Consider the following 19,508-nt stretch of genomic DNA (forward strand, 5'->3'; position numbering starts at 1 on the left):
GTGGGTTACCAACCTGAAACTGAAAACATCTGGCTCAAAAAAGTCGAGCGTTCTTCGGGGGTCATCAAGCGTGGGCGAGCGTAATCTTCCAACATAGTAGTAATGAGAACCGTACTGATATGACGGCCATTGTAAAAAATGTGCTGATCAATAAACCCCTTACGCGTACCCTCGATCAAACGATCATTCACGTAGACATGCATCTGATCAAAGAAAAGGTTGCCCAGTCCATAGTGGATAAAACTCCCACCATAAAATTCCATCGCCATCGGATGGTGCGCCTGACTACCGCTAACAATAACCGCTCCCGCTTCGGCCAAGCGTCGGAAATCTTGCTGCTCATAAGGCAACACGTCTGGGCGATAAGATTCGAAATACTGGAAAGTAGCAATGACCAGATGCCCCTCAGTCGCCAGGCGATGAATTTCGGACTCCATCCAGGGATAGTCGCAATTGGCCACGCCAGGAAGATCCGGCGTTGCCCAAATGAAGGCTGGCCCCGCCGGATTGCAACCTATAAAGGCAAACCGGTTTCCATTGTGCTCCACAGTGACTGCTGCTTTGGCTTGGGCCTCGTTTTCGCCTGCCGCATAAAACGCCCATCCCCGTTGACGATAGAGATCCAACGAATAGAGCAGAGCATCTCGGCCCCAGTCAACGCCATGATTCCCGGTCAACTCAAGAATATCGGTACCCACATAATCCAACAGTTCAATGTATCTCGGATCACTACAAAAAATTAACGATAACTGATTAGGGTCAGGAGGTGGACAGTTAGGGCTAAACGAGACCTCATTGCTAATATGGGTCAAATCGGCATCCCGCAAAAGTGCGCCCACATCCTGAGCCGGGTAGGTTATCCCTTTCTCCTCCATCTTGGCTGCCGTAGCCCGCACCAGTGCCGTCACACCGGTCATCACCAAAACGGTTAACCGATCTGCCTGACGATTGGACCTCAACTCGCTCCCTCTGGCCCGCAGCAGCGCCTCAATCTCGCTAATCTGATCTTCATGCCCTCGCCAGGTAAACCATGCCGTGAGCGGATAAGATTGAGGATCAAAGTGTTTGTCAATCGGCGATCGCCCATCTAGCTGGAGCACTTTCCACCTTGGCTCCAAGGCTTCAAAAGGCACAATCGCAAGCGCTGGTCGCCGCGTCCAAACGGCTTCAAGTAATGCAGCCTCATCCACGACTTGAACGCGCTCTGGATGGGCTTCCCCTAGGATCTTCTGCATAACCTCAAGAGTTTCTGCTGAGACAAAAATCGTACCCTTTAAATCGCTTTCCTCTCCCCGCCAGGCCTGCTCAAGGGCTTGAAGGGTTGTCCCGTCTCTTACTGTTGGGAAGGGCACCACTAGCACATAGACCCAGGGCACACCCTGCCCAGCCTGTCCCAGAGTCAGCCAGACAGTTGCTTCGGCCTCTGAGGTTGCCATCTCCAGCACTCCGAGAGGGATTTGCTGGCGCAATCCCTGGGGCACAAAAGCCGGCACCCAAAGGCGCGTTAGAGCCGTCTCAGTCGGTGATTTCTCGGTTTTTTCCTGAGTCACCAAGGGCTGAAATGGGGTGGGCGTTACCTCGGAAGGTTGCGTAGTAACCTGCCCCCCAAAAGATGGAGGCTGCGTCACACTCGTGCACCCACAAAGGACGAAAAGCGTGAGGGGAAATATGAGTGTTATGCGTCGCATGGCGGGTTACCTTGGAGAAGCAACTACCACTCACTAGCAGCAAAAACGTTCTGAAGCATTTCAGTGCGCTCTGCCGTCGTCATCAGGCGGGGTTGGGCATAGTCCTCCAGAATAATGGTAATCAGTTCCACACCCAGATAACGCCCTTCATAAAACAGATGCCGATCCAAAAAGGCGCGTCGATTCCAGTAAAACATCTGGTCGAAGAAGAGATTGCCCAATCCATAATGGATCAATGCCCCAGATTTAAGTGCAAACCCTTGCGGGAAATGAGCCTGACTGCCACTGACAATCACTGCTCCCGCTTGGGCAGCAGTTTGAAAATCATATCGCGCTTGACTAGCGGGCTTAAAATCCTGCACTTCCAAATGCTGGAACGTCACAATGGGCAGATATCCCTCGTGATGCAGCGCCTGGATCTGTATGCTCATGCGTTCAAGGTCACATGGCGCGGCACCAGCCCGCTGCTCAGTGGCCAGCACGGTCTCCGGTCCCACGGCATTACAACCGAGAAAGGCCAGGCGCGTGCCTTTGCGCTCAATTTTTAACGGCGCCTCGGCTTCGGCCCGATTGGCGCCACCGCCATAGAAAGACAAATGGACTTGCCGATATAAATCCAAAGTGTAGCGGAAGGGCTCTTCACCCCAATCCAGGAGATGATTGCCGGTCAGTTCAATCACATCAGTACCGATTTCCTGCAGCAGACCCAAATAGCGCGGGTCGCTGCAAAACCGCGCTTCGCGTCGCAGGGGGTTAGCAGGCGGGCATTGAGGATCAAAGGCCACCTCGTTGCTGATGTGGAGCACATCCGCTGCACGCAAGAGCGGCGCTAACGCCTGCCCCGGGTAGTTCACCCCTTTTTCCTCTATGCGCAACGCTGTAGCCCGCACCAGGGCAGTCGTCCCGCTCAAGATTACTGTGACTAAATGCTCTGGATGATAATTTGTGACTACCGGACCAACGTCTCCCTCAAACCCCGGAGCACCATATGAAATCCACAGGGGAAACCCCGTGGCTTCTGCTTCCAATCCACTTTGTCCGTCAATTCTGAGCACCTTCCAGCGCGGATTGAGGATTTCAAAGGGGATGATTGCCCAGGCACCTATAGCCCAGGCCACCTCCTGCACCTCGTCCTCTGGTTTGAGCATGACAATGTCATGCTCGGAGGCCGGTTGTCCCCAAACTGCCCGCACGGCCTCATAAGTAATGGGACTCATGACAAGAGGGCGTCCTTTCCAGGGAGTTGCAGGGTCCGACCAGGGATGTTGACCCAACCAGGCCGCCTGCAGTTCATCCCAGGTAGTTCCATCGGCGAGAGTAGGAAAAGGAGCAACTAGAAGAAACAACCACCTGGCCAAGATCGGCGCTTGACCGATTGAAGCCGGTTTGAGCGGTTGGAGTCTGATTGCCGAAGATGGCTGGTCTTCAGTAACGGCATAACCCGCCTGGCGTAGTAGCCGAATCAGGCCCTCAGGGAGGTTGCTTGCATCAAACCGCGATTCTTTCCAACGCCCCGACGCCTCCTGCATTGGTGGCAAGGAACTGAGTGTAGGATTGTTAACGACGTATGGCGAGTTAAGAGGAGGCTTAAGATGCTCAACACTTGGTGTCCGGGTCACCACCACCTCAGGAGTCGCATACATTCCCTGGCAAGCGCTCATCCCAAGGCTCAATAAACAAACAAGGCTTAGCAAGCAAAATACCTTAGGCCCAATCAACGATGAAGAGGCGAAAGACCGCACGGCCTAATTATACCCGCCGGCTAGATTATACACGGCAACAACTTGATAGAAAATGAAAGTTCCGCCGACTATAATGCAGGCAGAAACCATTTCATGAGGGTTGAATAGATGCGCGAAGTCGCCGTTTTAGGCATTGGACAGACCCCTATTGAAGAACATTGGGAAAAGTCGCTACGCCTCTTAGCAGGAGAAGCGGCTCTGGCAGCTTTGCAGGATGCCGGAATTAGTCGGGTAGATGGGGTCTTTGTGGGCAACATGATGGCTGGTTCTGCCAATCACCAACAGCAACTAGGCGCTTACATTGCGGATTGGGCAGGCTTGCGTTATGCTAATGCCCTTCATGTTGAAACTGCTTGCTCGTCTGGATCGGCCGCGTTCCGTGCCGGTTTGATGGCAGTTGCCTCAGGAGTCCTAGATGTGGTATTGGTCGTGGGAGTGGAAAAAATGTCCGATTCGCCAGGGGATGAAATCACGGCCGAACTAGCCACCGCCGCTGATGCGGATTGGGAATCGGCTTTCGGGGTCTCCTTCGTTGCCCTTAATGCGCTGATCATGCGCCGTTATATGCACGAGTACGGCTGGCAGCACGAACACTTTGCGCCCTTTTCAATCAATTCTCACCAGAACGCACTGCACAACCCTTATGCCCGCTTCCACACCCCGCTAAGCCTTCAGGAATACATGAAGGCCCCCATGATTACCCCACCGATTAACTTGATGGACGCCTCGCCGATGGGCGATGGGGCCGCCGCGGTTGTCTTGGTGCCCGTGGAACACCTTCATCGCTTTCCTCCTAAACCAAGGGTCCGCATTGTGGCTTCGGCAGCAGCCACTGATACCATTTCTGTAGCCAGTCGCCGCGACCCTCTCTGGCTAAGTGCTGCAGAGCGCTCGGCCCGTCAAGCATATGCACAAGCCGGGGTTAGCCCCAATGATGTTGATGTATTTGAACTTCATGATGCGTTCACCATTATGTCCGCCCTCTCTCTGGAAGCCTGTGGCTTTGCTGAACGCGGTCAGGGACCGCGCTTGGCTCTAGAAGGAGAGATCCAAATTGGAGGACGCATTCCTATCTGCACACGGGGCGGCCTCAAGGCCCGCGGGCATCCGGTTGGTGCCACTGGGATATATCAAATTGTAGAGGTGGTACAACAATTGCGTGGCGAGGCTGGAGCAACCCAGGTGGAGGGAGCCAAAATCGGCATGACCCAGAATATCGGCGGAAGTGGCTCAAATATTATCACCCACATTTTCCGCGCCGATTGATTAAATGGCAGAATCCTTTGCCAGGATGGTTGACAAAACCGCTGAGCAAACCTAAACTAACTTCATGCTTGCCCGCGTCTTCTCGTGCGCTGTCATTGGCCTGGACGGGGTTATTGTCGAGGTAGAGGTTGATGCCTCTCCTGGCCTACCTGGAATGGTCATTGTAGGGCTGCCTGATACCGCCGTCCAGGAGAGTCGTGAACGTGTCCAGGCTGCGATTAAGAATACTGGCTTGACCTACCCCAGAAGACGGGTGACCGTCAACCTTGCTCCAGCCTCGGTGCGCAAAGAAGGCCCTGCTTACGACTTGCCAATTGCGCTAGGGGTGCTCATGGCTAGCGAGCAAATTCCCCTCGAGGCGTTGGATGGGGCGCTGGTGGTAGGAGAGCTTTCTTTGGATGGCAATGTTCGCCACGTTCGTGGCGTCTTACCGATGGCTGCTACTGCCCGTCAGCAGGGCTTTCAGCGGATTTTTGCCCCACAGGCAGACGCTGCAGAGGCCGCCTTGTTACCGGAATTGCAGGTGTATCCGGTCACTACGCTAAACGATCTGGTTGGACATTTACTCGGCCGCCAGTCTCTTCAACCTCACCCACCCGTTCAATTGGGCAACGACCCGCCTGCTCTTGTTCAAACCGATTTTCAAGAGATCAAAGGACAAGAACACGCCAAACGGGCTCTGGAAATAGCCGCTGCTGGTGGGCATAATGTCTTGATGATCGGGCCGCCTGGAGCAGGAAAAACCCTCTTAGCACGGGCCATGCCTGCCATTTTGCCAACGCTGACTTTGGATGAAGCGCTGGATATCACCCGTATTTACTCGGTAGCCGACCAGCTTCCCGAGGGCAGCCCGTTGATTCGCACCCGCCCCTTTCGCGCGCCCCACCATACTATCTCGCATGCTGGGCTGGTTGGTGGAGGACACTGGCCTCATCCAGGTGAAATTTCACTGGCGCACCGCGGTGTGCTCTTCCTGGACGAACTTCCCGAATTTAGCCCACGGGTGCTGGAGGTCTTGCGCCAACCCCTGGAAGATAAGATCGTCACCATTAGCCGCGCTAACGGGTCACTAACCTTCCCTGCCAACTTCCAATTGATTGCCGCCATGAATCCTTGCCCCTGCGGTAATTATGGGGATCCGCAAAAGGCGTGCACCTGCTCACCAGGCACAGTAACCAAGTACCAAAAGCGCGTTTCCGGCCCCCTATTGGACCGGATTGACCTCTATATTGAGGTGCCGCGCGTAGATTATGAGAAAATCGCCGACCGTCATCTTGGTGAACCATCCGCTACTGTGCGCCAGCGGGTTGAAGTAGCCCGTGAACGTCAGCGTCACCGCTTTAGCGCCAACAACGGGATCACCTGCAATGCTGAAATGCGCCCGGCAGAAGTACGCGAACACTGTGGGTTAGACGAAACTGCCAATGCTCTTTTACGCACCGCCATGGCCCGCTATCAACTCTCGGCGCGTGCCTTTCATCGTACTCTTAAGGTGGCGCGCACTATTGCCGATCTCGCAGGATCCGATCAGATCCAACCCCATCACCTTGCCGAGGCTCTACAATATCGGCCAAAAGGGTTGTTATTGACCTAGCCTTTATCCTGTTGGTTTCCAGTACCTTACCGCAGGGCCGTAGAGCGTTCTCTGCGGGTTCCCTTGCATAAATTTCAACCAGATAAGGTAAAATTAAGCCATAATCTCGTTTAGCGTTGTCAGATACGGGTTCGCTCCTATGGAATCAACTACCCATTCCTTTACTTACTGGCACTTTGAGAACAACCAATGGACGTACCAACAGGGGGAGATCATTGCTGAGACACCAGTGGACCTGAGCGTCAACGGGGAGCGCTGGGTTACCCTGATGTGTACGCCAACTCATCTTGAAGCGCTAGCAATTGGCTTCTTATTCAACGAAGGCATTGTGGAATCAGCGGATGAGGTTGCAATCGTCCGTGTGTGCGAAAATGGCTGCAATATTGACATCTGGCTAAACAAATCTGTACAGAAGCCCAGCCACTGGCGCAAGACCTCTGGTTGCACCGGTGGGGTTACCAGTCAGGAAACCAATCCTCCTAAAACGATTCAAGAGGACGCTTTCCCCATTGCCATCGAAGCCCGCCAGATACTCCAAGGACTGAGTCTGCTGTATCAGGCACAGGATCTGTATCAGGCTGCTCGGGGGGTACATAGCAGCGCGCTGGGGGATGGTGAGCGTCTATTGATCCAGGTTGAAGACATTGGTCGGCACAACACGCTGGATAAAATTGCCGGTGAAATGCTCTTGCGCGGCATCTTTCCTGCCTACCGCATCCTTTTCACAACCGGGCGCATTTCATCCGAAATGCTGCAGAAAGCCGCCCGCATAGGGGCACACGCTCTTGTCTCCCGAACCTCCCCTACCGCGCTCTCGGTTCGCCTGGCCGAACAGTATGGGATCACCCTGATCGGGTATGCGCGGCGTTCCCAATTCAACGTGTATACCCACCCCGAAAGGATCACTGGCTGGCAGGCTACACGCTTGGTGACTGCCCCCATCCTTTCTCATTCTAAATAAGCCTCTCGTGCCAGGCGTTCAGCCCACGCCAGTTCGTCAGGGGTATTAACATTCAAGAAAGCCCGTCCTTGCGGATCCAAGTGGCGAATCTCTTCCCATTGCAGAGGCCGCCATTGTACCTCAGGCAGCCAGGCGATCATGCGCCGCTCTCCCTGCAACAGTGCGCGCTCTACAGCCGACAGGCAGGTCTCACGGCGATAGACCGCATGAAATGGCTCCAATCCCTTGGTTGATTGAGGAATAACTGCATCCAATTCTTCCCGAATCAAACACCTCTGGGCTTCCTCAAGCACAGCAGCGTTGACAAATGGCATATCACAAGCCACAACGCTCACATAGGGGTATTGGGCATGGCTCAGAGCCGTGTAGAGTCCACCCAACGCCCCCATTCCGGGGATGCGATCCGGAATCACTAAATAGCCCCATTCTAAATAGGGTTGGGGATCATTCGCCACAATCACTACTTCACCAGCCAGCCCTTCAACCCGCCGAATGACCCGCCGGATCAGAGGCTCGCCCAAGAAAGGCGCCAAGGCCTTATTGAAGCCCATGCGCTGTGATTTTCCTCCGGCTTGCACAAACAGACTCAGCATAAGATTGTGTATAATTATAGGCAAATTGGTAAGATTTTGCGGTTGATGCTCTCCCAATTTTACGCCCCTTTTCCCACGGTGAGTAAAATGGAATCTTCTCTCGACCTCAGCCTTATTCGATCGTTCCTCTCAGAAATCGCCTCTCAAGGGCGAACAGCACTCCTGCCCGCCCTACATGCCGCCCAGGACTTTTATGGTTACATCCCCGAGCCAGTTGCCCTAGAGATTGCCCAGACTTTGCAAATCCCAGCAGCGGATGTGTTCGGGGTCATTGAGTTTTACGCCATGTTCCACACGCAACCGGTGGGCAAGGTTATCATACACGTTTGTAATGATCCGGCTTGCGCATTGGCAGGGGCAGATACCGTCTTCAAGCAGCTCAGCCGCCGCACGGAATATGCCTTAGAAACCGGCGAGCCTATTAGCGTTACCGTGGAACAATCCCCCTGTCTGGGTCTCTGTGATCATGCACCAGCGCTGTTGGTCCAAAATCTCCCGGCCACTGCAGCCCCTGAGATTACCTGGCAGGAACTGGTTGCCCATACAGGTCGCCGTCCGCAAACTTATGTGGACGGCGACCTACGTTTGTTGACTGCCCGATGCGGGAAGGGTCACACAACCTCTCTAGAGGCCTATCTGGCCCAAGGGGGTTACACTGCCTTGAGGAAAGTCCTTACCATCCCTCCCGAAAGGGTCATCGAGGAAGTAAAGGCTTCTGGATTAGTTGGGCGAGGTGGGGCCGCTTTCCCAACCGGCCTAAAATGGGAAAGTGCTGCCCGAGCGGAAGGAACCCCTAAATATGTCGTTTGTAATGCCGATGAGGCCGAACCCGGCACCTTCAAAGATCGTGTTCTGATGGAAGACGATCCTCACCAAGTCCTGGAAGGGATGATCATTGCTGCTTACGCCATTGGGGCCGCCAAGGGTTATTTTTACATTCGCGGCGAATACCTCAATGCGTATCAGACTATCCGTCATGCAGTTGAAGAAGCGCGCACTGCCAACTTGCTTGGCTCGTGCATCTTAGGTAGCGATTTCTCATTTGACATTGAAATCCGCCGCGGTGCCGGGGCCTATGTATGTGGCGAGGAAACAGCGCTTTTTGAATCCATAGAGGGCAAGCGCGGTTTTCCGCGCATTAAGCCCCCATTCCCCACAACTCATGGGTTGTTTGGGAAGCCAACCGTCATAAACAATGTAGAAACACTGGCCAATGTTCCCTTGATTCTTCAGTTGGGGGCAAATGAATATCGGAAAATGGGCACCGAAAAATCGCCAGGGCCAAAACTCTTTTGCCTTTCTGGCGATGTGCGCCGCCCTGGACTGTACGAGGTCCCTTTTGGCACCCCCCTCCGGCATCTCATCTTCGATTTGGGAGGTGGGATGCGCAGCGAGGCCCCCTTCCAGGCGGCTTTGATAGGCGGTGCGGCGGGCACTTTCGCCACACCCGACCATTTGGATACCCCGCTTAGCTTTGAGGGCTTGCGGGCGGCGGGTTTGACCCTGGGCTCGGGGGTGATTACCGTGTTCGATTCCCAACGCGACTTGCGCGATGTGCTGTTTCGACTAGCCCGTTTTTTTGCTGAAGAATCGTGCGGAAAATGCTATCCATGCCAGATGGGCACTCAACGCCAGTATGAAATCATGAGCCGCATCCTCAACGGACAAACCCGCCCGGGAGATATTGAGCGCTTGCAAGATATTGGCTGGACCATGACCGACGCTTCCCTATGTGGGTTGGGGCAAACTGCAGCGTCGGCCATCCTGAGCGCTCTAAGCCATTGGCCTCACCTTTTCCAAGCCACAACCTTTTCCTGATTCTGCTTTTGTGAGAGAGCCTCCATGAACCAACCCCTCGTTTCCTTGACCATTGATGGAATTGCCGTTCAAGCGGAGCCTGGTATCACAATCCTCAAAGCGGCTCAACTAGCAGGGATTGAGATCCCCACGATTTGTTATCATGACCATTGCACGGCAAATGCCCTATGTCGCATCTGTGTTGTTGAGGTCAGCGGTGCGCGCACGCTGGTGCCAGCGTGTGTGGCCACCGTGCAGGATGGCATGACAGTCTACACCCACAGCGAGCGCGTCCAGCGCTCCCGACGCACCATTCTCGAAATGCTCTACGCTAGCGTGGACCTCTCGGAGGCGCCGGAAATTCAAACCATGGCCCAAGTCTACGGTGCTGATCCTCAGCGCTTTCCTGAGGCAGAGCGCCGTACCCTCTCCCCGATAGACGACAACCCCATGTACATTCGCGATTACGCAAAATGCATTTTATGTTGGCGTTGTGTCCAGGTGTGCGCTGAAGATGCCCAATATACCTACGCCATCAACTTCAGCGGGCGGGGTTATGAGACCCAAATCAGCACCTTTTTCCATCGCCCAATGCCTGAGACAACCTGTGTGTTTTGTGGTCAGTGTGTGGGCGTGTGCCCAACAGGTGCCTTGAAACCCAAGCGCGAGTGGCTACTAGAGCAAGGATATACCCCTGAGGCAATCATGGAATTAACCCGCAGTGAACGGCGGGGCAAGAAACGCCGTGCCAACTTAGCGGCATGAAAGGAGTGCAGGTCATGTTAATCCCGGAGCGCGTTGTCCCTACTGTATGCCCCTTTTGTGGTGTGGGTTGTAACCTTGAACTCCATGTCCGAGACGGTTTCATCTATAAGGCCACCTCGTCCTTTGATTCGGTGGTCAACCATGGCAATTTGTGTGTCAAGGGCCGTTTCGGACATGATTTCATTTACCATCCCCAGCGCGTGACCGTTCCCCTGATGCGCAAAAAAAACCAGCGTCCTGGTGAACGTACGCAGGCTTTCGATCTCTCCGAATGGCGCGAAGTCTCATGGGATGAAGCCCTCGATTACGTTGCTGACCGATTGGTCGAGATTTACCAAAGAGAAGGCTCCCACGCCATGGCGGTTTATTGTTGTGCCAAGGCCACCAATGAGGATAATTACCTCTTACAAAAGATGTACCGCGCACTCTTCCGCACCAACAATGTGGATCACTGTACCCGTCTGTGCCACGCCGCCAGTGTGGTGGCCTTGCAAATGGCCATTGGTTCGGCAGCCATGAGTAATACCGCTGCCGAGGTGATTGAAAACGATGTCTTCATCTTAACTGGGAGCAACCCCACCGAGAATCACCCTATTATTGCTTTGCAGATGAAGGCTGCCGTGCGCAAACATGGCGCTAAGTTGATCGTAGTGGATCCGCGGCGCATCGAAATGGTGGACTACGCCACCCTCTACTTACCGATTAAGCCCGGAACGGATGTGCCCGTCTTTTCTGCCATGGCCCACGTCATTCTCAAAGAAGGACTGTACAACCGCCAGTTTATTGCTGAACGTACAGAGAACTTCGAGGCATTTGCGGCTTCGATGGAAAAATTCACCCCCGAGTATGCCGAAAGTGTGTCCGGAGTAGATCGCAACCTGATCATTGAAGCGGCCCGGCTCTATGCTACGGCCAAAAATGCAGCCATTTACTGGGCGCTGGGCATCCCCGAATCCAGCCATGGCGTAGCCAATGCGCTCAGCCTGATTAACCTGGCGTTGCTTACTGGACACATTGGGCGGCGCGGCACGGGTCTCAATCCCCTCCGTGGGCAAAATAACGTACAGGGGGCCTCAGACGCGGGCGCCATGCCTTGGCATTACCCCGGCTATCAGCGCGTAGACGTGGAGGAGAACGCCCGCCGTTGGGAACAGGCCTGGAATGTTGAACCCGGCGGTTTGAGCCGGCAACTGGGCTTAACCACTACTGAGATCCTCAGTAGCGTCGGCCCCGGGGGTGTACGGACGCTCTACATCATGGGTGAAAATCCAATGATGTCAGAACCCAACTTAAACCACACTCGCCAAAAAATGCAAGAACTGGAATTCCTGGTCGCACAAGACCTTTTCATCAACGAATCCGGCGCCTTTGCTGATGTCTTTCTTCCTGCCACCTCCTGGGCAGAGAAAGAAGGAACATTTACCAACACGGACCGCCGCGTGCAGCGCGTGCGTCAGGTCATTCCTCCGCGGGGTCAGTCCCGTCCGGATTGGGAGATCATTTGTGACCTGGCCAAGCGGATTGAAAAACGGCTAGGCCGTCCTACCACGGCCTATTGGGATTACCAACACCCCTCCGAAATACTAGAGGAAATGGGGCGTTATGTTCCTGAATACGCCGGCGTAACCTATGAGCGTCTAGAACGCGAAGGTGGGTTACAAACCCCGGTATGGGATGCCCAGCACTCGGGCACGCCTTTTCTCTTCGCCGAAACCTTCCCCCGCGGACGGGGAAAATTCCATCCACTGGATTACACCCCAAATGCCGAGATGCCCGACGACGACTATCCTTTTGTCCTGAGCACTGGGCGCGTATTAGAACATTGGCATGGTGGCACGCTCACCCGCCACTCTTGGCTGGATGATCTTTTTCCTGAGCCCCTAGTGGATATTCACCCTGGTGATGCCGCCCGCCTGGGCATCCAAAATGGCGACCCCGTGCGGGTAACCTCGCGGCGCGGCTCGATTGTCCTGCGCGCTCATGTGACATCCAAAACCAACCCTGGTGTCGTCTTTATTCCCTTCCATTTTCACGAGGCAGCGGCTAATTTGCTTACCCACGATATCCTTGACCCACAAGCGAAAATCCCCGAATACAAAGCCGCAGTAGTACGCGTGACGAAAGCCCGCCCTGAGGAACTCGGGCCCCGCGCCGAACCCCAGCTAAGGGGGAGGTATTGAGGGGGCAAACCTCCAAACAAGAGAAGGACTGCCAACTTAGAATCTGTTGTACAATAAATTTTAGAGAGGCAATGCTCTCAATCCTATTTCTGGAGGCCGCGATGAGCGCTCAAACTTCGATCCCCCCTGAAGAAATCACCAGCGATGACCGTCTGTGGGGCCTGTTAGCCTACCTCTTGACCCCTCTTGTCCCTATCATCATCCTTTTACTTGAGGACAAGAAAAATCGTCCTTTCCTAAAAGCCCACACCATGCAAGCCCTGATCCTGGGAGTCGCCCTAATCGTTTTCAATATCTTAATGGGCTTTATTCCTGTGGTCGGTTGGTGTATTGGCCCCATTGTCACCATTGTCCTGGTCATCTATTATGGCATCAAGGCGAACCGGGGTGAGATTTTTGAAATCCCGGTGATCACAAATTTTGTCAAGAGCCAGGGCTGGGCCTAGAACGCTAAATATAAGGCCTCTGCCCAATCTGCGCGGTAGAGGCCTTATCATCACTTAGACGAGCCAGTTAGCTCCCCTTGGGAACCGGAAGGGGGGTGTGTTGGGTTGGCTCTTGGATGCTTCTGACCATGGTCTTGGCAAGATCCCGTCGGAATTGGCTCATATAGAGGCGATAGTAGAAACCTTGCTGGGCCAGTAATTCCTCGTGCCGCCCTCGCTCAATAATTTCACCTTCGTGAACGACCAGCACCAGATCCGCGTTACGGATCGTGCTCAGACGATGGGCGATGACAAATGCGGTTCGCCCCTCCAGCAAGCGCTCCAACGCGCTCTGGATCAATCGCTCAGTACGTGTGTCAACACTCGAGGTTGCTTCATCCAGGATCAAAATACGCGGATCGGCTAGGATCGCCCGCGCAATCGCCAATAATTGGCGCTGCCCCTGACTCAAACCGGCCCCTCGCTCGCCCAGTACAGTCTGATACTTCTCGGGCAAACGTTCAATAAAGGTATCCGCATGCGCCAGCCTGGCCGCCTCAATGACCTCCTCGTCACTAGCATTTGGATTCCCAATGCGGATGTTTTCCATAACTGTGGTGCTGAAGAGAAACGTGTCCTGAAGCACCATACCAATTTGCCGCCGCAATGACTCGGCCCTCACCTTCCGCACATCAATACCATCTATCAACACCGCTCCCTCGGTCACATCATAAAAGCGCGGAATTAGATGGACCAGCGTGGTTTTCCCCGCGCCAGTTGGCCCAACAATTGCGATGGTCTGACCAGGTTTTGCCACAAATGAGACGTTCTTAAGCACCGGCTGACCCTTGATATATTCCGCTGAGACATTCCGGAACTCCACCTCACCCCGAATCGGGGGCATTTCAATTGCATCTGGAGCGTCCTGAATGGCTGGTTCGACGTCCAACAAGTTAAAGATGCGCTCGGCACCCGCAATCCCATTCTGAATGTTTGTCCAGAGAATGGCAATTTGTTGAATCGGTTGGTTGAAACGCTGTACATAGCCTAAAAAGGTGATCACCAATCCCAGTGAGACAGCCTCGCCCCCTAGCCTGGCGCCGCCCAACAGTGCGGTTCCTCCCACAACCGTGACAATGGCCAACGCCAAATAACCCAGCGCTTCTAGAGTGGGCGAAAGCGCCGCTGTGAACGACACAGCCCGTACATTAGCATCCCGATTGGCAGCGTTAATCTGGCGAAATTGTTCAATGTTGGCTTCCACTCGATTGAAGGCCTGCACCTCACGCACAGCGGCGATAGTTTCTTGTAATTCTGCATTAATAGAGCCTAGTTCTTGACGAGCGCGCCGAAAAGCCTTGCGCGCTTGCGAGGAAAACCACAACGTAACCATTAACATGAGAGGGGCTACTGAGACACTCATCAGGGCAAAGGTCACGTTCTTTGTAAACATGTTGTAGATGATCCATCCCAACAATAGCACCCCACTGGCCACGTTGACCAACGCGAACGAAAGAGCCTGCTGTAGCGCCTCGGTGTCGTTGGTAATCCGGCTCATCAGGTCGCCGGCTTCATTCTGGGTGTAGAAGGAAAGTGGCAAGCGGTGCAGATGTTCAAAGACGCTAACGCGCAAGGAACGTAAGACATGCTGCCCCACCCAGGAGACCGCAAAGAACGTCAACCCCGTTAGCAGCGCCCCCAACACAAAAAGCCCCACAATGATAACCACAAAACGTCCCAACCCTGCCAAACGATCCCCCGCACTCAACTGTGAGGGATCTGCCGGGGGAAGGGGAAACCCACCTATCTGGAATATCTTACGTATAAATGTTTGGGTAAAGCCACTTGGTTCGTGGGTCACGCTGAGCCAACAATTCGACTGAGCTGCCCCACCCATACCCGAAAGCCCTGGAAAGGATGAACCAAACGATCCGGACGCTACTGGAGCCAGGTAGCAATCCACCAGTTGGCCGGTTAACTCGGGGGTAGTAACCTGCGTCCAGGTTGAAATGATCACCATCACCCCAGCCCCCAACAATGCAAACCAGTAAACCCCAAAGTACCTGGCCAGCCGCCCCAGGGTTCGGCCAATATTTTGAGGTTTAGAGGTTTCGCGATTCAATGCATTGCGTGGACCACCATGAAACATAGTCGTATGCTCTCCTGAAATCTAAAGTTCAATCACCCGGTAAAATCACAGCATCCGGAATCAATTGGGGCTCATCCCCTTGTAACTGCGAGGAATATATCTCGGCATAAATCTCGCTTTCCTCCAGCAATTCCTCATGCCGCCCTTGCGCCACAATTTGACCCTTATCCAGCACCAGAATCAAATCGGCGTTCATCACCGTACTAATACGTTGAGCAATTACAAACGACGTGCGCCCCTTCATCAAGTGCTGTAGTGCAGCCTGAATTTGCGCTTCCGTTGCGACATCCACATTCGAGGTTGCCTCATCCAAGATGAGAATACGCGGGTTGAGCAACAGCGCGCGGGCCAATGCAATCCGCTGTTTTTGACCACCAGAAAGGGTCGTCCCTCGCTCACCTACCGGGGTGTCATAACCCTGCGGAAACGTCATAATAAACTCATGAGCCGCAGCGGCTTTAGCCGCCGCAATAATTTCATCTATAGTAGCATCTGGCTTACCAAACGCAATGTTCTCGCGAATAGTGCCCGAAAAGAGGGTGGTTTCTTGAAGAACAATGCCAATCTGTGAACGCAGTGACTGGAGCGTGACGTCTCGAATGTCATAACCATCAATCAGTACCCGCCCCTCTGTCGGGTCATAAAAGCGCGGGATCAAATTGATAATGGTAGTTTTGCCCGAACCCGTTGCACCTAGTAGTGCCACAGTCTGACCTGGCTGTACTTCAAAAGATACGTTTTTCAACACCGGTTCGCCACCACCGAAGTAACGGAACGACACATTTTCAAACTTCACATGCCCCTTGATGGGTGGAAGTGAAATGGCGTCCGGTTTTTCAACCACATCTGACTGGGCATCCAGAATCTCAAAGATGCGTACCGCCGAAGCAGAGGCCTGGCTAAACTGATTGATGATAAAACCAAATTGCGCAATAGGAAGGAACAGAAAAACCAAGTACAGGCTGAATTCCTGCCACTCCCCCAGCGTAAGCACCCCTTGGATGATGCGCTGACCTCCGGCATATAATATGGTGGCTTGTCCCAGATTGGCAATCAAAAACGCAAAGGGAAACAGGAAGGTGAACAGCCGCGCTATGGCAATCTGCTGGTTCATCAACCGATCAGCGGCTGCACGGAATTTGGTCTGCTCCTCACGCTCACGCACAAAAGCCTTAATGACTTTAATGCCAGCAAGATTCTCTTGCAAAATGGTATTCAGTTCGGATAAGCGCTGCTGTACGCGGGTAAACATGGGACGGCTGATACGACTAAAAATCACAAAGAGTACCAGCGCAACCGGGAGAATCCATAGAGTGGTCAGGGCTAATTCCGGGTTTGTGGTGAAAAGCAAGATAAGTGTCCCGCTGATCAAGATGATAGCACCCACCAGTTGTAGCAAACCCTGCCCCAGGAATAACCGCAATTTTTCCACATCATCTGTGGCACGTACCATTAACTGGCCTGTTTGTTGGCGGTCATGATAAGAGAAAGACAAGCGTTGGATCTTGGCATAGAGATCGTTGCGGAGGTCAAAGGCAACTGCCTGCGAATTGCGCTCTGCCCAATAAGATTGCAAAAAGGCAAATAACCCTCGCACGGCAGCAAAGATAACAATCGAAATAGCCGCGCTCATGAGAGCACCTGGTGCATTACTCACATCCTGGCTCAGACGTTCACGCAACTGTTGCAAATCCCAAGCAGTGGGATAGTTCAACAGTTCCAGGATGCGCGGTAGCGCCTGGTTCATAAAAGCGGAGGGAATTTTATCCAGGGCTTTCAGCACTTGATCGGCCACCGCCCCGCGCGTGACTGCATCAATCATATTCCGCACCATCCGGGGCACCGCCAACTGAGCCAGCGTGGCGATTACCAAAAAGATGTAGGGTAAGAGAGCCTGTCCACGATAACGACTTAGATAACGAAAGGCTCGTTGCATGACCCCGCGGGTAGGCGAACCGTTCAATGAGGAACGCATAGCAACACGATTATGACGAACATCCGTATGGAGCATAAGCGATCACCTTCTAAAATGGGCTTCAGGCATTTCAATGGCACGAGCCACTTGCGACAACCGCACAATGGCTTGATTGATTTGTCGGATCTCTTCGATCTCCAGGTGCTTCACAAGATCATCCATCCAGCGAAAACGGAGGCTGATCCCTGTTTCGACCATGGCTCGACCTTTAGGGGTAAGGCTCAAACGCTTAGAGCGCCGGTCGTGTGGATCCTCGATGCGCTCCAGGAGCCCACTTTGAACCAGCCGATCCACCAACTGGCTCGCCGCCGCCAACGTGATTTCCATACGCTCGCTCAAATCCGAAACAGCACAATTCTCCCTGTAGTAAAGTGCCATCAGGACGTTAAACTGCGGCATAGAGAGTCCCGTACTGCGAACATAGCGGAACAGTTCATGCATGCTGTGCACCATAAATACGTCCATCCACTCACGTAAACGCAGAACTAATTCTTCGCGCTCATCCATTGCTTTAGCACTCTTATTTATTTAGATGACTTAACAATATCGCTAGGCAAAGGTTTTGTCAACCCCACATAATAAGCATTTAGGTTAAAATTTGGGCATGATTTTTACCCCCTCCCTCCGAGCCGCCATTGAGCAAGAACTGGCCCAGGCCGAAAGAGCACGCCAGGCTGGAAATGAGGGCCAAGCACGGGTATGCGCTCGTAGAGCTGTGGGCCTAGCACTACAAGCATTTTGGGATAAGGATGAGCAAACCGAGTCCTCGTCGGTCATTCGCCTGTTTGAACGTTTGCGTGAGAGTGAAACGTTGCCCGAAGCCCTTCGCCAAGCCGCCGATCACTTCTTGATGCGGGTCACGCCGGAATTCCGCCTCCCAGTAGACGTAGATCTGGTGGCCGAAGCCCGTTGGCTGATCACCGAACTTGAACGTTTACACACAACGGAGTCCACCGATGAAAATTAAGCGGATTGAGAATCCACCTACCATCATCACGCTCTACGGAACAACCTGGTGCTATGGCTCGCGCCAAGCACGTGCTCTGCTTGATCAGGAAGGCATCCCTTATCACTGGATTGACATTGATCGGGACTTAGAGGCACGCCGCGTAGTCGAAATAATCAATGAAGGATTTCGTAGCGTTCCGACCCTCGTATTCCCAGACGGAAGCGTTCTAGTGGAGCCCGATTTGGAAACCTTAGCAGCCCACCTGAAACGCTTCAAACTTCCCCCACAACCCTGATGCGAACGCTTGCCTCTCACTCGGCCGACCGGGCGGGGCGATGCAGGAACCAGAGCAATAACGCGCCCAAGAAGACACCCGCCCCAATGCTTAGTAGCGCCCCCATCAATCCAATCGATCGATCTAACGTGATTCGCGGCGTGGTCGTTAGTCGTCGCTGCAGGCGCACCACAAACTGGGGGTCGGGATCTACCGGGTGCAATTTGGAGCGCAGTTGCTCTTCAATGCGCTGCAGGATCTCATTGTTCATTTGTTTGGCGACCAACGCGCTATCCCTCCTCCTCCATAACAGGATAGGCCACAATACCGATAGTGCCCGGGCCCAAGTGCGCCGCCACGGGTATGGAAAGATCGGTGATAACGATCTCCTGGCAGCTCAAGAGCGTCTTGATCTTTGCTACTAACTCCTGAGCCACTTCCGGCGCCGCCGCATGGACTACTGCCAGGTTGATTTTGTGTCCTTGCATCTGTTGTTTAAGTTCGTCCACAATCCGCTCTAGGGCTCGCTGGCGGCCACGCACTTTATCTGCTGCGTAAAGCAACCCCTCGCGTAACTTGATGATGGGATTGACCTTTAGCAAGGACGAAAGGGCACCTTGCAGAGCATTGATACGCCCGCTCATTTGCGCAAACTCCAAATTCTCCAGAGTGAAGATCACCATTAATTGATCTCGAATTTGCGCCAAACGTTGCAGGATGCGTTCAACATCCCACCCACGCCAGGAAAGCAGGCGCGCCTCGCGGCACATAAAGGCTAGCGCCGCCGACCCCGCCCCGGAGTCGAAGGGATAAATGTTTAGCTCGCCAGCCAGTTCTCGAGCCGCCATTTGAACTGCGGCAAAAGTGCCAGACAATTTGCTAGAAAGATGAATGGAGAGGATCGAATCGCCCCGACTGGCAACACGGCGATAAAATTCTACAATCTGCTGAGGTGAAGGCAACGAGGTTTTCGGCAGAAGACGCTTCTGGCGCACCATTTCATAAAAATCCTTGAACGTCAGATCGCGTTGTAAGAACGACTCCTCACCGAAACGCACGCTTAATGGGATGATATGAATCTGGTATTCCTCTTCCCACGCCTGCGGAATATCTGCCGATCCATCGGTAACAATTTTCAAAGCCATTTCAC

General features: G+C 53.6%; 17 protein-coding genes. 9 read left to right on the forward strand and 8 right to left on the reverse strand.

Features of this window, described 5'->3' with window-relative positions; genetic code table 11:
- Positions 1-5: 5 nt before the first annotated feature.
- Both Q0721_RS01430 and Q0721_RS01435 read right to left on the reverse strand, forming a co-directional pair.
- Positions 6-1,628 (reverse strand): CapA family protein, encoded by a 1,623-nt coding sequence (locus tag Q0721_RS01430; RefSeq protein ID WP_299024551.1) that lies wholly within the window; start codon positions 1,626-1,628, stop codon positions 6-8.
- Positions 1,629-1,711: 83 nt separating this feature from the next.
- Positions 1,712-3,349: a CapA family protein gene (locus tag Q0721_RS01435; protein ID WP_299024553.1), complete on the reverse strand. Its 1,638-nt coding sequence runs from the start codon at positions 3,347-3,349 to the stop codon at positions 1,712-1,714.
- Between the two features lie 189 nt (positions 3,350-3,538).
- Here Q0721_RS01435 and Q0721_RS01440 point away from each other — a divergent pair, with 189 nt between their 5' ends.
- From Q0721_RS01440 to fdhD, 3 genes are all read left to right on the forward strand, one after another.
- Positions 3,539-4,696 carry a thiolase domain-containing protein gene (locus tag Q0721_RS01440; protein ID WP_299024555.1) on the forward strand — a complete coding sequence of 386 codons (1,158 nt, stop codon included), beginning with the start codon at positions 3,539-3,541 and terminating at the stop codon, positions 4,694-4,696.
- Between the two features lie 64 nt (positions 4,697-4,760).
- Positions 4,761-6,290, forward strand: a complete 1,530-nt coding sequence (locus Q0721_RS01445; protein ID WP_299024557.1) for a YifB family Mg chelatase-like AAA ATPase — start codon at positions 4,761-4,763, stop codon at positions 6,288-6,290.
- Positions 6,291-6,429: 139 nt separating this feature from the next.
- A complete protein-coding gene (gene fdhD, locus Q0721_RS01450) occupies positions 6,430-7,251 on the forward strand; it encodes a formate dehydrogenase accessory sulfurtransferase FdhD (RefSeq protein WP_299024559.1) in 822 nt (273 codons plus the stop codon).
- Here the strand turns inward: fdhD and Q0721_RS01455 are convergent.
- Positions 7,239-7,844 (reverse strand): molybdenum cofactor guanylyltransferase, encoded by a 606-nt coding sequence (locus Q0721_RS01455; protein WP_299024561.1) that lies wholly within the window; start codon positions 7,842-7,844, stop codon positions 7,239-7,241. The two genes, fdhD and Q0721_RS01455, sit on opposite strands and share 13 nt — an antisense overlap.
- Before the next feature lie 87 nt (positions 7,845-7,931).
- On the opposite strand from Q0721_RS01455, the gene Q0721_RS01460 reads away from it, so the two are divergent.
- The 4 genes from Q0721_RS01460 to Q0721_RS01475 all read left to right on the forward strand — a co-directional run bounded on the left by Q0721_RS01460 (position 7,932) and on the right by Q0721_RS01475 (position 13,032).
- A complete protein-coding gene (locus tag Q0721_RS01460) occupies positions 7,932-9,662 on the forward strand; it encodes an NAD(P)H-dependent oxidoreductase subunit E (protein WP_299024563.1) in 1,731 nt (576 codons plus the stop codon).
- A 24-nt stretch (positions 9,663-9,686) separates the two neighbouring features.
- Positions 9,687-10,406: a 2Fe-2S iron-sulfur cluster-binding protein gene (locus Q0721_RS01465; RefSeq protein WP_299024566.1), complete on the forward strand. Its 720-nt coding sequence runs from the start codon at positions 9,687-9,689 to the stop codon at positions 10,404-10,406.
- A 14-nt stretch (positions 10,407-10,420) separates the two neighbouring features.
- Positions 10,421-12,586 carry a formate dehydrogenase subunit alpha gene (fdhF, locus tag Q0721_RS01470; protein WP_299024568.1) on the forward strand — a complete coding sequence of 722 codons (2,166 nt, stop codon included), beginning with the start codon at positions 10,421-10,423 and terminating at the stop codon, positions 12,584-12,586.
- Between the two features lie 101 nt (positions 12,587-12,687).
- Positions 12,688-13,032: a DUF4870 domain-containing protein gene (locus Q0721_RS01475; protein WP_299024570.1), complete on the forward strand. Its 345-nt coding sequence runs from the start codon at positions 12,688-12,690 to the stop codon at positions 13,030-13,032.
- A gap of 67 nt (positions 13,033-13,099) precedes the next feature.
- Here the strand turns inward: Q0721_RS01475 and Q0721_RS01480 are convergent, their stop codons facing one another.
- The 3 genes from Q0721_RS01480 to Q0721_RS01490 are packed head-to-tail and all read right to left on the reverse strand — an operon-like array spanning position 13,100 to position 17,642.
- Positions 13,100-15,160: an ABC transporter ATP-binding protein gene (locus tag Q0721_RS01480; protein WP_299024572.1), complete on the reverse strand. Its 2,061-nt coding sequence runs from the start codon at positions 15,158-15,160 to the stop codon at positions 13,100-13,102.
- 28 nt (positions 15,161-15,188) lie between these two features.
- The gene (locus Q0721_RS01485; RefSeq protein WP_299024574.1) at positions 15,189-17,171 is read right to left on the reverse strand and encodes an ABC transporter ATP-binding protein; all 1,983 of its coding nucleotides are present in this window, start codon (positions 17,169-17,171) and stop codon (positions 15,189-15,191) included.
- 6 nt (positions 17,172-17,177) lie between these two features.
- Entirely contained in the window at positions 17,178-17,642 is a 465-nt protein-coding gene (locus tag Q0721_RS01490; protein WP_299024576.1) for a MarR family transcriptional regulator, read from the reverse strand.
- A 97-nt stretch (positions 17,643-17,739) separates the two neighbouring features.
- Between Q0721_RS01490 and Q0721_RS01495 the strand changes: the two genes are divergently transcribed.
- Positions 17,740-18,102, forward strand: a complete 363-nt coding sequence (locus Q0721_RS01495; protein ID WP_299024579.1) for a hypothetical protein — start codon at positions 17,740-17,742, stop codon at positions 18,100-18,102.
- A complete protein-coding gene (locus tag Q0721_RS01500; protein ID WP_299024581.1) occupies positions 18,092-18,379 on the forward strand; it encodes a glutaredoxin domain-containing protein in 288 nt (95 codons plus the stop codon). The genes Q0721_RS01495 and Q0721_RS01500 overlap by 11 nt, the downstream gene beginning before the upstream one ends.
- A gap of 16 nt (positions 18,380-18,395) precedes the next feature.
- On the opposite strand, the gene Q0721_RS01505 is transcribed toward Q0721_RS01500, so the two are convergent.
- Positions 18,396-18,644: a hypothetical protein gene (locus Q0721_RS01505; protein WP_299024583.1), complete on the reverse strand. Its 249-nt coding sequence runs from the start codon at positions 18,642-18,644 to the stop codon at positions 18,396-18,398.
- 4 nt (positions 18,645-18,648) lie between these two features.
- Positions 18,649-19,503, reverse strand: a complete 855-nt coding sequence (locus Q0721_RS01510; RefSeq protein ID WP_299024585.1) for a DegV family protein — start codon at positions 19,501-19,503, stop codon at positions 18,649-18,651.
- Between the last annotated feature and the right edge of the window lie 5 nt (positions 19,504-19,508).

It is taken from the genome of uncultured Thermanaerothrix sp. (genome assembly GCF_938028735.1).
In the GTDB taxonomy this organism is placed as follows: Bacteria; Chloroflexota; Anaerolineae; order Anaerolineales; family Anaerolineaceae; genus Thermanaerothrix.